General features: G+C 71.0%; 13 protein-coding genes. 7 read left to right on the forward strand and 6 right to left on the reverse strand.

Annotated features, from left to right (window positions below; translation table 11 throughout):
- Positions 1-102: 102 nt before the first annotated feature.
- Genes E1267_RS07265 through E1267_RS07280 form a run of 4 tightly spaced genes read left to right on the forward strand, consistent with a single transcriptional unit; the run spans position 103 to position 4,068 of the window.
- Complete coding sequence (locus tag E1267_RS07265) at positions 103-1,047, forward strand: ABC transporter permease (RefSeq protein WP_132331051.1); 945 nt, start codon at positions 103-105, stop codon at positions 1,045-1,047.
- Entirely contained in the window at positions 1,040-2,008 is a 969-nt protein-coding gene (locus tag E1267_RS07270) for an ABC transporter permease (protein WP_132331053.1), read from the forward strand. The genes E1267_RS07265 and E1267_RS07270 overlap by 8 nt, the downstream gene beginning before the upstream one ends.
- A gap of 13 nt (positions 2,009-2,021) precedes the next feature.
- Complete coding sequence (locus tag E1267_RS07275; RefSeq protein ID WP_132331055.1) at positions 2,022-3,068, forward strand: ABC transporter ATP-binding protein; 1,047 nt, start codon at positions 2,022-2,024, stop codon at positions 3,066-3,068.
- Complete coding sequence (locus E1267_RS07280; protein ID WP_132331057.1) at positions 3,052-4,068, forward strand: ABC transporter ATP-binding protein; 1,017 nt, start codon at positions 3,052-3,054, stop codon at positions 4,066-4,068. Before E1267_RS07275 ends, E1267_RS07280 begins: the two co-directional genes overlap by 17 nt.
- A 53-nt stretch (positions 4,069-4,121) precedes the next feature.
- Here the strand turns inward: E1267_RS07280 and E1267_RS07285 are convergent, their stop codons facing one another.
- The 5 genes from E1267_RS07285 to E1267_RS07305 all read right to left on the reverse strand — a co-directional run bounded on the left by E1267_RS07285 (position 4,122) and on the right by E1267_RS07305 (position 8,354).
- Positions 4,122-5,306, reverse strand: coding sequence for a lipid-transfer protein (locus tag E1267_RS07285; protein WP_132331059.1), 1,185 nt, complete (start codon positions 5,304-5,306; stop codon positions 4,122-4,124).
- On the reverse strand, positions 5,303-5,707 hold the full coding sequence (locus E1267_RS07290) for a Zn-ribbon domain-containing OB-fold protein (protein WP_132331061.1): 405 nt from the start codon (positions 5,705-5,707) through the stop codon (positions 5,303-5,305). The genes E1267_RS07285 and E1267_RS07290 overlap by 4 nt, the downstream gene beginning before the upstream one ends.
- A 25-nt stretch (positions 5,708-5,732) precedes the next feature.
- Positions 5,733-6,884, reverse strand: a complete 1,152-nt coding sequence (locus E1267_RS07295) for a S8 family peptidase (RefSeq protein WP_132331063.1) — start codon at positions 6,882-6,884, stop codon at positions 5,733-5,735.
- Positions 6,881-7,465: a hypothetical protein gene (locus E1267_RS07300; RefSeq protein WP_132331065.1), complete on the reverse strand. Its 585-nt coding sequence runs from the start codon at positions 7,463-7,465 to the stop codon at positions 6,881-6,883. The genes E1267_RS07295 and E1267_RS07300 overlap by 4 nt, the downstream gene beginning before the upstream one ends.
- Positions 7,466-7,547: 82 nt before the next feature.
- Positions 7,548-8,354 carry an SAM hydrolase/SAM-dependent halogenase family protein gene (locus E1267_RS07305; RefSeq protein ID WP_132331067.1) on the reverse strand — a complete coding sequence of 269 codons (807 nt, stop codon included), beginning with the start codon at positions 8,352-8,354 and terminating at the stop codon, positions 7,548-7,550.
- Between the two features lie 117 nt (positions 8,355-8,471).
- Between E1267_RS07305 and E1267_RS07310 the strand changes: the two genes are divergently transcribed.
- Positions 8,472-8,774 carry a DUF3263 domain-containing protein gene (locus E1267_RS07310; RefSeq protein ID WP_132331069.1) on the forward strand — a complete coding sequence of 101 codons (303 nt, stop codon included), beginning with the start codon at positions 8,472-8,474 and terminating at the stop codon, positions 8,772-8,774.
- Between the two features lie 39 nt (positions 8,775-8,813).
- Positions 8,814-9,584 carry a trehalose-phosphatase gene (gene otsB, locus E1267_RS07315; RefSeq protein ID WP_165959495.1) on the forward strand — a complete coding sequence of 257 codons (771 nt, stop codon included), beginning with the start codon at positions 8,814-8,816 and terminating at the stop codon, positions 9,582-9,584.
- A 301-nt stretch (positions 9,585-9,885) separates the two neighbouring features.
- On the opposite strand, the gene E1267_RS07320 is transcribed toward otsB, so the two are convergent.
- Positions 9,886-11,310 (reverse strand): alpha,alpha-trehalose-phosphate synthase (UDP-forming), encoded by a 1,425-nt coding sequence (locus E1267_RS07320; protein ID WP_132331071.1) that lies wholly within the window; start codon positions 11,308-11,310, stop codon positions 9,886-9,888.
- Between the two features lie 178 nt (positions 11,311-11,488).
- Here E1267_RS07320 and E1267_RS07325 point away from each other — a divergent pair, with 178 nt between their 5' ends.
- Entirely contained in the window at positions 11,489-12,043 is a 555-nt protein-coding gene (locus E1267_RS07325; protein ID WP_132331073.1) for an RNA polymerase sigma factor, read from the forward strand.
- The last annotated feature ends 9 nt before the right edge of the window (positions 12,044-12,052 follow it).

Raw genomic sequence — 12,052 nt, forward strand, 5'->3', positions numbered from 1 at the left:
GCGCCGTCCACCCGTCGGAGGGCTGAACTTGGAGGCAGCCTCTCGAGCCGGGTAACCCACGGACTCCGAGGGCTGCCTCCAGGCGTGTACCGGAGGGCTTGAATGGGCCGTTATGTCATCAGGCGCTTGATCCAGGCGATCCCCGTCCTGTTCGGCGCCACGCTACTGATCTTCTGCATCGTCTTCGCGCTGCCCGGTGACCCCATCGCGGCGATGTTCGGGGACAAACGCCCCGACCCCGCGATCGCCGAGGTCCTGCGCGAGCAATATCACCTGAACGATCCGCTGCTGCTGCAGTACTGGTACTACATCAGCGGTGTGCTCTTCCAGGGCGACTTCGGCGTCAACTTCGCCGACGTGCCCGTGTCCCAGATCATGGCGGGCAAGTTTCAGGTCACCCTGAACCTCGCACTGACCGCGCTGGTCATGGAGGCCGTCATCGGCGTCGGGCTCGGCCTGTGGGCCGCGCTGCGCCGGGGCAAGGCCACCGACACCATGATCCTCGCCTCGACGCTGCTGTTCATCTCCGTCCCCACGCTGGTGACGGGGTTCGTGCTGCAGCTGTTGCTCGGCGTGAAACTCAAACAGTGGACGGGCGCGGACATCTTCCCCGTCGCCGGCACGTTCGCGGGCTGGCGCAGCTATCTGCTGCCCGGCTTCGTGCTGGCGGGCACGTCCATCGCCTATCTGACCAGGCTCACCAGGACCAGCCTCGCCGAGACCCTGCGGGCCGACTACATCCGCACAGCCACGGCCAAGGGCCTGTCGAGACGCCGCGTCATCGGCAGGCACGGGTTGCGCAACGCGCTGATCCCGCTGGTCACCTTCCTCGGCGCCGACCTCGGTAACCTGATGGGCGGCGCGGTCATCACCGAGACGATCTTCAACCTGCAAGGGATTGGAAATCAGCTCTTCCAGTCGGTTTACTTGCGGGAACAACCGGTGGTCGTGGGCATCGTCACCGTCCTGGTGCTGATCTACATCCTGGCCAACCTGGTCGTCGACATGTTGTACGCCCTGCTCGACCCGAGGATCCGCTATGAGTAACCCAACCCCGCCGGTCGGGACCGGGCTCCCGGATACGCAGACCTTGGTCACCGAGCCCACCCAGGCGCCGGAGCGCGGAGGCAAGAAGGCCAAGGACGGCAAGCCCGCCAGCCTGTGGACCGACGCCTGGTACGACCTCAGGCGACGGCCGATGTTCATCATCTCGGTGATCATCATCTTCGTCCTGCTGGTCATGTCGTTCTGGCCGTCGTTGTTCACCTCGATCGACCCGTTCAACGCCAGGAGCTGCGACCTGTCGACGGCGCGGCAGGGGCCGAGCCCCGGCCACCTGTTCGGCCGGGACAACCTGGGTTGTGACCTCTACTCCAGGACGATCTACGGCGCCCGCAACTCGATCATCATCGGCGTGTTCACCACGATCGTCACCACGTTGGTCGGAAGCCTGCTCGGCATCGTCGCCGGCTACCGGGGCGGCGCCGTCGACGCGGTGTCCTCGCGGTTCACGGAGATCTTCTTCGCCATCCCCGCGATCCTCGGCGCGCTGCTGATCGCGGCCACCTTCCGCGGCAAGGCCAACAGCATCCTGCTGGTCATCGTCGCACTCGGGGTGCTCGGCTGGCCGATGACGTACCGCATCATGAGAGCGGCGGTGATCACCGCGAAGAGCCAGGACTTCGTGGTGGCCGCCAGGGCGCTGGGCGCCGGAGCGGGACGGATCATGTTCCGCCACCTGCTGCCCAACTCGCTCGCGCCGGTCATCGTCGTGGCCACGATCAACCTGGGCGGCTTCATCGCCGCCGAGGCCGCGCTGTCGTTCCTGGGCGTCGGCGTGTTGTCCCCGGACATCTCGTGGGGTCTGATGATCGCCGACGCGCGCAACCGGTTCCTGGAGGCACCGCTGCCGCTGGTGTTCCCCGCCGCGTTCCTGTGCGTCACCGTGCTCGCGTTCATCATGATGGGCGACGCGGTGCGCGACGCGCTCGACCCGAAGCTCAGGTAGAAGGGGGGATCACGTGAAGAAGACGTCAGCGGACGTGCTGCCTGGGCTCTCTGAAGGAGGGGCGCCGGGCGACCATCCACTGCTCGCGGTCGACAACCTGCACGTGGAGTTCCAGACCCGTGCCGGGGTCGTACGCGCGGTCAACGGGGTGAGCTACACCGTCGGCCCCGGCGAGACGCTCGCGGTGCTGGGCGAGTCGGGTTCCGGCAAGTCCGTGACCGCGCAGGCGATCATGGGCATTCTCGACATGCCGCCCGCGGTGATCCCCAAGGGGGAGATCCGCTTCAAGGGCACCAACCTGCTCAAGCTGTCGGAGGAGGCCCGCACGCAGGTGCGCGGCCAGCGGATCGCGATGATCTTCCAGGACGCGCTCTCCGCGCTCAACCCGGTGTTCACCGTGGGCTGGCAGATCAGCGAGATGTTCCGGGTGCACCGCGGCATGTCCAAGGCCGACGGGCTGAAGAAGGCCATCGAGCTGATGGACCGCGTACGCATCCCGGCCGCCAGGCAGCGCGTCCACGACTATCCGCACCAGTTCTCCGGGGGCATGCGGCAGCGGATCATGATCGCCATGTCGATCGCGCTGGACCCCGAGGTGCTGATCGCGGACGAGCCGACCACGGCGCTCGACGTGACCGTCCAGGCGCAGATCATGGAGCTGCTGGCCGAGCTGCAGCGCGAGAGCCGGATGGGTCTCATCCTGATCACGCACGACCTGGGCGTGGTCGCCGACGTGGCCGACAAGATCGCCGTCATGTACGCGGGGCGCATCGTGGAGAACGCCCCCGTTCACGACATCTACAAGGGGCCCGCGCACCCGTACACGAAGGGGCTGCTGGAGTCGATCCCCCGGGTCGACCTCAAGGGCCACGAGCTGTACGCGATCAAGGGCCTGCCGCCCAACCTGCTCGACCTGCCGACGGGCTGCGCCTTCCACCCCCGGTGCCCGTACCGGCAGGACAACTGCGTGACCGACGCGCCACCGCTCCACGAAGTCAGCGGCACGCGGAACAGCGCCTGCCACTACTGGAGGGAGGTCCTCGATGGCGAGCACCAGTGAGCGCATCCTCGAGGTGCGCGACCTGGTCAAGCACTTCCCGCTCACCCAGGGCATCGTGGTCAAGAGGCAGATCGGCGCCATCAAGGCCGTCGACGGCGTGTCGTTCGACCTGCACAAGGGCGAGACGCTGGGCATCGTCGGCGAGTCGGGCTGCGGCAAGTCCACGCTCGCCAAGGTCCTCATGGCGCTGGAGCGGCCCACGTCGGGCTCGGTCAAGATCAACGGCCGCGACATCGCCCACGCCAAGGGCGGCGAGCTCAAGCGGATGCGGCGCAACATCCAGATGGTGATGCAGGACCCCTACACCTCGCTGAACCCCCGGATGACCGTCGGCGACATCATCGGCGAGCCGTACGAGATCCACACCGAGGTGGCGCCCAAGGGCGACCGCCGCACGAAGGTGCAGGAGCTGCTGGAGGTCGTGGGTCTCAACCCCGACCACATCAACCGCTACCCGCACCAGTTCTCCGGCGGTCAGCGGCAGCGCATCGGCATCGCCCGCGGGCTGGCGCTGCAGCCGGAGATCATCGTCTGCGACGAGCCGGTGTCGGCGCTCGACGTGTCGATCCAGGCGCAGGTCATCAACCTGCTGGAGCGGCTGCAGAACGAGTTCGACCTGGCGTACATCTTCATCGCCCACGACCTGTCGGTGGTGCGCCACATCTCCGACCGGGTCGGGGTGATGTACCTCGGCAAGTTCGTGGAACTCGGCAAGGACACCGAGATCTACGACCGGCCCGCGCACCCGTACACGCAGGCGCTGCTGTCGGCGGTGCCGGTGCCCGACCCCGATGGGCGGGAGCAGCGCGAGCGCATCATCCTCCAGGGCGACCCGCCCTCGCCGGCCAACCCGCCGTCGGGGTGCCGGTTCCGTACGCGGTGCTGGAAGGCGCAGGAGATCTGCGCCGAGGAGGAGCCGTTGTTGCAGATCCGGCCCGGCACGGCGCATGAGAGCGCCTGCCACTTCGCCGAGACGCACGACGTGGTCCACGTCGGCTGAACCGCCCGCACGGCACGTGCCCCCCGAGCCCGGCTCGGGGGGCACGTGCCCGTTCAGAGGGTGGCGACCAGGGCGGAGCCGTGCCCGAACAGGCCCTGGTTGACGGCCAGGCCGACCCGGGGGCCCGGCACCTGCCGGGGGCCCGCGCGTCCGCGCAGCTGGGTGACGAGCTCGCAGAGCTGGGCGATGGCCTGGGCGGGGATCGCCTCACCGAACGAGGCCAGGCCGCCCGACGGGTTGACGGGGACGCGGCCGCCGAGTGCTGTCACGCCGTCGCGCAGCAGCTTGTCGGCCTGCCCCGGCGGGCACAGGCCGATGTCCTCCATCCAGTCGAGCTCCAGCGCCGTGGACAGGTCGTACACCTCCGCCAGCGAGACGTCCTCGGGGCCCACCCCCGCCTCCTCGTAGGACGCGTACGCGATCGCCGCCCTGAACGGCTTCTCGGGCGGCGGCGCGGCGGCCCAGGAGTCGGTGGCGAAGTTCGGCAGTTCGAGGACGGTGCTGGGGAAGGACGGGGTGACGGTGGAGACGGCGGCCAGGCGTACGAGGGGGGTCGCGCCGCGGCGGCGGGCGTACTCCTCGGAGGCGAGCACCACGGCGGCGCCCCCGTCGGAGGTGGCGCAGATGTCCATCAGCCGCAAGGGGTCGGCGACCATGGGGGAGGCCAGCACCTCGTCCACGGTGACGGGCCTGCGGTAGCGGGCCATGGGATTGAGCGAGCCGGCCCGCGCGTTCTTGACCTTGACGGCGGCGAAGTCGGCCTGGGTCGAGCCGTGCACGGCCATGCGCCTGCGCGCGTAGAGGCCGAAGTAGGCGGGGTTGGTGGCGCCGAGGAGGCGGAAGCGCAGCCAGTCGGGGTCGTCGGGCCGGTCTCCGCCCACCGGCGTGAAGAAACCCTTGGGGGTGGAGTCGGCGCCCACGACCAGGGCGACCTCGCACAGGCCCGCCAGGATGCGGGTGCGCGCGATGTCGACGGCCTGGGCGCCCGAGGCGCAGGCGGCGTAGCAGGAGGCGATCCTGGCGCCCGACCAGCCGAGCGCCTGGGCGTAGGTGGCGCCGGCGACGAAGCCGGGGTAGCCGTTCCTGATGGTGTCGGCGCCGACGAGGTAGTCCACGTCGGTCCAGGCCACGCCGGCGTCGTCGAGTGCCGCGCGGGCGGCCGCGACGCCGTACTCGACGAAGGGCCGGCCCCACTTGCCCCAGGGGTGCATGCCGGTGCCCAGCACAACGACGCTCATGACGCCCGCCGCCACATCCACATCTGCGGCCCGTCGGCCAGGGGGCCCGAGGTGAGCTCCAGTTCCATGCCCACCTCCAGGTCCTCCACCGTCAGGTCCGTGACCTGGCCGAGCACGACGATCCCGGCCTCCTCCAGCTCGACCGCGGCCAGGGTCACCGGCTCGTACGGCTCCGCCGCCACGTACGGCGCGGGCGGCGGGTAGCAGGCGTTCGTGTACGACCAGACGCGTCCACGTCCCGGCAGCCTGCATGCGCGCAGCTCGGTGCCGCCGCAGCGAGGGTCGGGGCAGAGGCCGTGCCGCGGCGGGAAGCAGACCGTGCCGCAGCCGGCGCACCGGGTGCCGATGAGGCGGACGCCGTCGTGGTCGATGGTGAACCAGCCGTCGATGGCGAACGTCATAGCCGGAGTATCGCACAAGCGCTTGCTAGGTTACACCCCTGCGTCGCCGCCGCCGCTGCGTCACCAGCACCCGTGCCGACATCGCCGCCACCAGCACCACCATGCCCGCCACCACCGGCCCCCTGGAGGACGGCGACGCCTGGCAGAAGTACCGCTCCGGCGCCGCCTCCCCGGACGGAGGCACGTCCAGCCGGGCGGCCGCCCGCAGAGTCCGCACCGCGTCGACCACCCCGTGCCCGTAGGCGGGGCTGTGGCCGTCGGCCGGCCGCTTCCTCGTGCCGAGCTCGATGGCCTGTCGCACGTGGTAAGGGGACAGGCTCGGGTACGCCGACCTGACCAGGGCCGCGACGCCCGCCACCAGGGCCGCCGCCGAGCTGGTGCCGTCGCCGACCACGTACGAGCCGCGTTCGTCGGCCGTCACGATCTTCGTGCCCGGCGCGACCACAGAGACGTAGTCCTGCCGGTTGGAGAACCCGGCCACCGTGAGGCGCCGGTTCACGGCGCCGACGGCGATCACGCCGGGGTAGGCGGCGGGGAAGTTCTTCCTGTTGGCGGAGGCGCCGTCGTTGCCCGACGAGGCCACGAGCACGGCGCCCCTGGAGATCGCGTACTGGACGGCCTCCTCCTCCGGGGCCGAGCCCTCCCAGGCGCCACTGCCGCCGCCGAGCGACATGCTGATCACTCCGGCGCCGTGGTCGGCCGCGTAGCGGATGCCCCTGGCCAGCGCGTTGCGCCCGCCGGAACGCAGCTTCACGCGCTGCGGGTCGCCGTTGTCGAGCGTGACCCTGACGGACAGCACCTTGGCCCTCGGCGCCACCCCGAGGACGCCGCCCTCCTGCTCGTCGCGGTGCCCGCGGCCGGCGATCAGGCTGGCCATGGCGGTGCCGTGGCGTCCCCACCGGTGCGGGCTCGCGTCCACGCCGGTCAGGTCGGGCCCCTGGATCACGGCGCCCGCCAGGTCGGGGTGGCGGGCGTTGACGCCCGTGTCGAGCACGGCCACGACGACGCCGGCGCCCTTGCTCGTACGCCAGGCCTGGGGCAGCCGCAACGCGCCGAGCTGCCACTGCCCGGCCCGCGCGACCCGGCTGACGTCGTCGGAGGCGCTCGGAGCGGCGGCCCCCAGCACTGTGCCCACCGCCAGCGCAGTCACCAGGGCAGGCACGAGGAGCCTGCTCATCCGGTCAGCGCCCGGTGCAGCGCCGTGACGAGCTGGCTCGCGGCGGCGCGCAGCCGCGGCTCGACCGCCTCACCCGGCTGGTACGCCCGCCCGTCGGCGTAGCCCGCGGCCGCCGCCACCACGTAGCGCCCGCCGGGCCGCAGGACCACCCCGGTGACGTACTGGCGGTCGCCGAACCGCTCGGCCGGGCCCCCGGGGAAGGCCACGGGCCGCACGGTCGCCGGCCGTCCGGCACTGGAGGGGGTGAGCTGCGGGCCGTCGAGCACGGCGATGCCCACGGTGGCGACGTAGGTGCCCGTGCTGTCGGCGTACGTCGCGCGTAAGGCGGTGCGGCAGCCGGGCCCCACGGCCGAGGGCTGGAACGCGGCCGGGCACGCCGCCTCGGGCGCGACCCCGGCCAGCATGTACGTGACCCGCGCGCCCGACGGGCTGACGCCCGGCACGGCGAAGGGGAAGACCCTGGGCTCGGGCAGGCGAGGCTCGGGGGCGGGCAGGAGCGTGGACAACATCGACAGCAGGACAACAGGAAGCTGGTACACGTCGACCTCGAAGGGGAGGGGGAGGGGACGTTTGACCCGCATTCTGACACGCGACCGCCGAGTCAGCCCGACCCTTCAGTAAACAGACCGATACGCGGAGTAATTCCGATCTGTGGCTTTCGCCCTAAGAAAGAGGAGAAAGCCGGACATGGGCACCGGGCGGGAGCCCCAGCCGCTGCGCGGCGTCACCGCAGTTGACGGCGATCGCCACCAGCCCCGCCGAGTCCGCGAACGCCACCAGCTCACCCGGCGGCACCGCCGAGAACGTCTCCCGGTAGGGCAGCGAGAGCTGCCGCCGCCCCAGCCGCACTCCCAGCGTGTCGCCCAACCGCACGCCCAGCGCCTGCAGGTCACGCGCCGCGATCGACAACTGCGTGTTGCCGTAGCGGTCGACCGAGACGACCTCGCCCTCGACCGAGCCCTCACGCAGCTGGGAGGTCGGCTCCGGCAGCGAGACCAGCCTGCCGACCGGGATCTCCGGCCCCAGCTCGGCCGTGCTCAGCCCGTCGGAGACCTTGGCGGCGACCGGCGCGAACACGTCGCGCCCCGGGAACGTGGGCGAGACCGGCCGCAGGAAGTGCTGCTCGTTGCTGATCTCGTGAGCCGCCTGGGCGCCGCCGCCGGCGTGCACGGCCCACGACAGCAGCCCGTTGTCGGGCCCGATGAACACCCGGCCGCCCGCCTCCACGGCCACCGCGCGCCTGGACGCGCCCGCCCCCGGATCGACCGCGGCGATGTGCACGCCCGCGGGCAGGTAGGGGATGGTCTGGGCGAGCACGGCCGCGCCGCGCCGTACGTCGCCCGCCGGGATCAGATGGCACACGTCGATCACCCTGGCCTCGGGCGCGATTCCGGCGATCACGCCATGGCAGGCCGCCACGTAGCCGTCCTCGAGCCCATAGTCCGTGAGCAGCGTGATTACTGAGGTCACATCTGGTGACTGTACGTCTGTCGAACCGCCATGAACAGCAGCGCGCCGCACATTACGATGGCCACGGGCCGTGTGCGTGCGACGTGACCGTCACACGCCCCTTTCGAGGAGGACACCATGGGAGCACCGCTCAGCGGTGACAATGCTGCCCAGGAGCCGTCCGGCCGGCAACCACTCTCACAACGCGATCACGAGCTCCTCGCCTTCGAACGCCAGTGGTGGCGCCACGCGGGCGCGAAGGAGCAGGCCATCAAGGAGACCTTCGGGTTCTCCGCCACCCGCTACTACCAGCTGCTCGGCGAGCTGATCGACAGACCCGAGGCGCTCGAGCAGGACCCCATGCTGGTCAAGAGGCTACGCAGGTTACGCTCCACCCGTCAGCGTGACCGCGCGGCCAGACGGCTTGGCATGCGCCCCTGACCGGCTGGGTACGGCAGCCGCGTGAGGAACATCCCTGGAATGGAAGCGATCCTGAGCGATCCGGCGGGCGCCGTGATCGGGCTCGACTTCGACGGCACGCTGTCGCCGATCGTGCCCGATCCCGCCGAGGCCGTGATCCACCCGAAGGCAGCCGAAGTTCTCGCCGACCTGGGCTCCCACGTGCTCGCGGTGGTCATCGTGACCGGCAGGCCACCGGCCACCGTGCTGGAACTGGGGCCGGGGCTGAGCGACGTGCCGGGGCTGGTCGTGCTGGGACACTACGGGTTCGAACGCTGGGAGCACGGCCGCGTCTCCGCGCCCCCGCCCCCCGCCGGCGTGCCGCGCACCGAGGCCGAGCTGCCCTTGCTGCTCGACTCGCTGGGCGTCGAAGGCGTGACCGTCGAGGACAAGGGCCGCGCCGTGGCCGTGCACACCCGGCGCAGCCCCGACCCCGACGGCACCCTCGCCAAGCTCCGCGAGCCGCTGGCCAAGCTGGCCGAGAAGCACAGTCTGGTGGTCGAGCCCGGCCGCTACGTCCTCGAACTGCGCCCGCCGGGCATGGACAAGGGCCAGGCACTCAGCCTCTTCCTGGCCGAGCGGGTCGCGAGGTCCGTCCTGTTCGCCGGCGACGACCTCGGCGACCTGGCCGCGTACGACGCCGTCGAGGCGTCCAACCTGCCCGGCGTGACCGTGTGCAGCGGCTCCGCCGAGGTGACGGCGCTGGCCGAGCGGGCCGACATCGTGGTGGACGGTCCCGAGGGAGTCGTGGCTCTGCTCGGCGAGCTGGCGTCCGCGTTCAGCCGTCCGTAAGCGGTCGCCTTCATAGGGCGGCCCGACCCTTCCGCCGCCGCCTGGAAGGCCCACCGGGGCGAGCCCGGCTGGACCCGCGTGGTGACCGTGAGGGCAGAGGCTCGGTGCGGCGAGGAAGAAGGGCCTGCGCCAGGTCGGGCCGGGCCACCTGGCCACCTGTGTCTCGTACGCAGGCGCCGGGTGAGGTCGCGTTTCGTGCAGCGCGAGTGGTACCTGCCGACGACGAATGTGCTGGTCGTCGACCAGTGGAGCACGCCGGGGCCGTCCGGCGTGCTCAGGCGCGCCCGCTGGAGCTGAGCACTCAGGCCAGGGCGTCGAGCTGGGCCGCCAGCCACTGCTGCGGCGGCAGGGCGGTGGCCGCCGCGTGCAGCCTGTCGCGGCGTGCCCGCCGCTCCTGCTCCGGCATGACGAGCGCGTCGTGCAGGGCGGCGGCCGTGCCACTGGTGTCGTAGGGGTTGACGAGCAGCGCGTGGGGGCCCAGCTCGGCCGCCGCGCCCGCCTCACGCGACAACACGAGCGCGCACCGGGGTGAGAGCACGGGGCCCTCCTTGGCCACCAGGTTCATGCCGTCGCGGATGGGGTTGACCAGCAGCACGTCGGCCATCCGGTACGCGGCCAGCGAGCGCGGGTAGTCGTCGTTGACGTTGAGGATGAGGGGGTCCCAGTCCTCCGTGGCGTATTCGTCCTCGATCTGCTGGGCGCAGCGCTGCACCGACGCGGTGTATTCGCGATATTCGGGCAGGTCGTGCCGGCTCGGGTAGGCGAAGGCCAGGTGCACGACCTTCCCGTGCCACTCGGGGTGGGCGCCGAGGAACTCACCGTAGGCGACCAGGCCGCGCACGATGTTCTTCGACAGCTCGGTGCGGTCGATGCGGACGATCAGCCTGCGGTCGCCGACCTGCTCCTTCAGAGCGGTCATGTGCGACTCGACGTCGGGCTCGCAGGCCCGCTCCCACAGGGCGGCGCCGTCGACGCCGAGGCTGTGCACGCCGATGCGGGTCGTCCTGCCGTCGTGGGTGACGCTGCGCCCGACGCGGTCGGCCTCCGCGCCCAGCAGCGCCTCGCAGCAGTCCATGAACGACTGCGCCCACCTGTCGGTGAGGAACCCGGCGTGATCGGCCCCCAGGATGCCTTCCAGGACCTCCCTCGCCACCTCGTCGGGCAGCAGGGAGAAGTATTCGGGCGGCGCCCACGGCGTGTGGCTGAAGTGGGCGACGCGCAGGTCGGGCCGCTCGGCACGGAGCATCGCCGGGGTCAGCGTGAGGTGGTAGTCCTGCACCATCACCCTGGCCTCGTGGCCGGCCTCCTCGGCCAGGGCCAGCGCGAACGCGCCGTTGTAGTCGCGGTAGGACTCCCACTCGCGCTCGAACTTGGTGCCGAAGAGCGGCGCGTTGGGGATGTCGTAGAGCAGGTGGTTGACGAACCACAGCGTGGAGTTGGCCACGGCGTTGTAGGCGCGGTGGAAGGTGGCGGGCGGGATGTCGAGCATGCGCAGCGGGCCGGTGTCGTAGCCGGCATGGTCGATGCGGCCGCCGGGCGCCAGGCGCACCGCGCTGCGGTCGCCGTCGGACAACGCCGCGCAGATCCACAGGACACCGTCGTCCTTGGCCACGCCGGACAATCCCGACACCAGGCCGCCCCCGCCGCGGCGCAGCGTCAGCTCGCCGTCGTCGGAGACGGTGAAGGAGACAGGGCCGCGGTTGGAGGCCACCAGGACGTTGTTCACCGCGCCCGCTCCAGCCGCGCGGGCCGCCGGCAGGGCGGTGAGCTGGTGTGAGACCTCAAGGTGACTCCTTCCGGCTGGCGTGTCGGTGCAGACGGGACCACACTGATCATCGTGGTGAACGGCCCATCGGAAAAGGAAGGATGCCAACAAGGCTCCCTATGACCCTAGGATCCCAGGCATGGCGCTTGATGAGCTAACCGAGGAACTCGCCCGCTCCGCCGCGGCCGGAGACCACCGCGCTCTTGGTGAGCTGCTGCGGCGGATCGAGCCCGATGTGATGCGTCATTGCGCCCGCATACTGCCCTACCACCAGGACGCCGAGGAGGCCTCCCAGGACACCCTGCTGGCCGTGGCGCGCAACATCGGGCGCTTCGAGGGACGGGCCAGGTTCAGCACCTGGCTGCACATTGTGACGGCCAACTGCGCGCGGACCACGTACCGCTCGCTCAAGCGCAGGGCGGCCGAGCAGAGCTCCGACGAGCTGCCGATGCAGAAGCCCGACGTGCGCCGCGTCAGCGTGATCGCGGGCTCGCGGCTCGACCTGCTCGACGCCATGGAGGCGCTGGAGGCCGACAAACCCGACCTGGCGCAGGCGCTGGTCCTGCGCGACATCGTCCAGCTCGACTACAACGAGGTGGCCGACCAGCTCGGCATCCCGCTCGGCACCGCAAAGTCGCGCATCCACCAGGCGCGCAAATATGTCCAGGGCGTGCTGGGGGAGGACTATCGCTGAGATCGCGCG

It is taken from the genome of Nonomuraea longispora (assembly GCF_004348345.1).
Lineage (GTDB): Bacteria > Actinomycetota > Actinomycetes > Streptosporangiales > Streptosporangiaceae > Nonomuraea > Nonomuraea longispora.

Excerpts from the sequence above, each read along its gene's own strand:
- E1267_RS07290 (WP_132331061.1), bottom strand. The coding sequence starts at position 5,707 with ATGACGTTCGCCATCGACGGCTGGTTCACCATCGACCACGACGGCGTC.
- E1267_RS07280 (WP_132331057.1), top strand. The coding sequence starts at position 3,052 with ATGGCGAGCACCAGTGAGCGCATCCTCGAGGTGCGCGACCTGGTCAAG.
- E1267_RS07310 (WP_132331069.1), top strand. The coding sequence starts at position 8,472 with ATGGGAGCACCGCTCAGCGGTGACAATGCTGCCCAGGAGCCGTCCGGC.
- E1267_RS07270 (WP_132331053.1), top strand. The coding sequence starts at position 1,040 with ATGAGTAACCCAACCCCGCCGGTCGGGACCGGGCTCCCGGATACGCAG.
- E1267_RS07300 (WP_132331065.1), bottom strand. The coding sequence starts at position 7,465 with ATGCGGGTCAAACGTCCCCTCCCCCTCCCCTTCGAGGTCGACGTGTAC.
- E1267_RS07265 (WP_132331051.1), top strand. The coding sequence starts at position 103 with ATGGGCCGTTATGTCATCAGGCGCTTGATCCAGGCGATCCCCGTCCTG.
- otsB (WP_165959495.1), top strand. The coding sequence starts at position 8,814 with ATGGAAGCGATCCTGAGCGATCCGGCGGGCGCCGTGATCGGGCTCGAC.
- E1267_RS07325 (WP_132331073.1), top strand. The coding sequence starts at position 11,489 with ATGGCGCTTGATGAGCTAACCGAGGAACTCGCCCGCTCCGCCGCGGCC.
- E1267_RS07285 (WP_132331059.1), bottom strand. The coding sequence starts at position 5,306 with ATGAGCGTCGTTGTGCTGGGCACCGGCATGCACCCCTGGGGCAAGTGG.
- E1267_RS07295 (WP_132331063.1), bottom strand. The coding sequence starts at position 6,884 with ATGAGCAGGCTCCTCGTGCCTGCCCTGGTGACTGCGCTGGCGGTGGGC.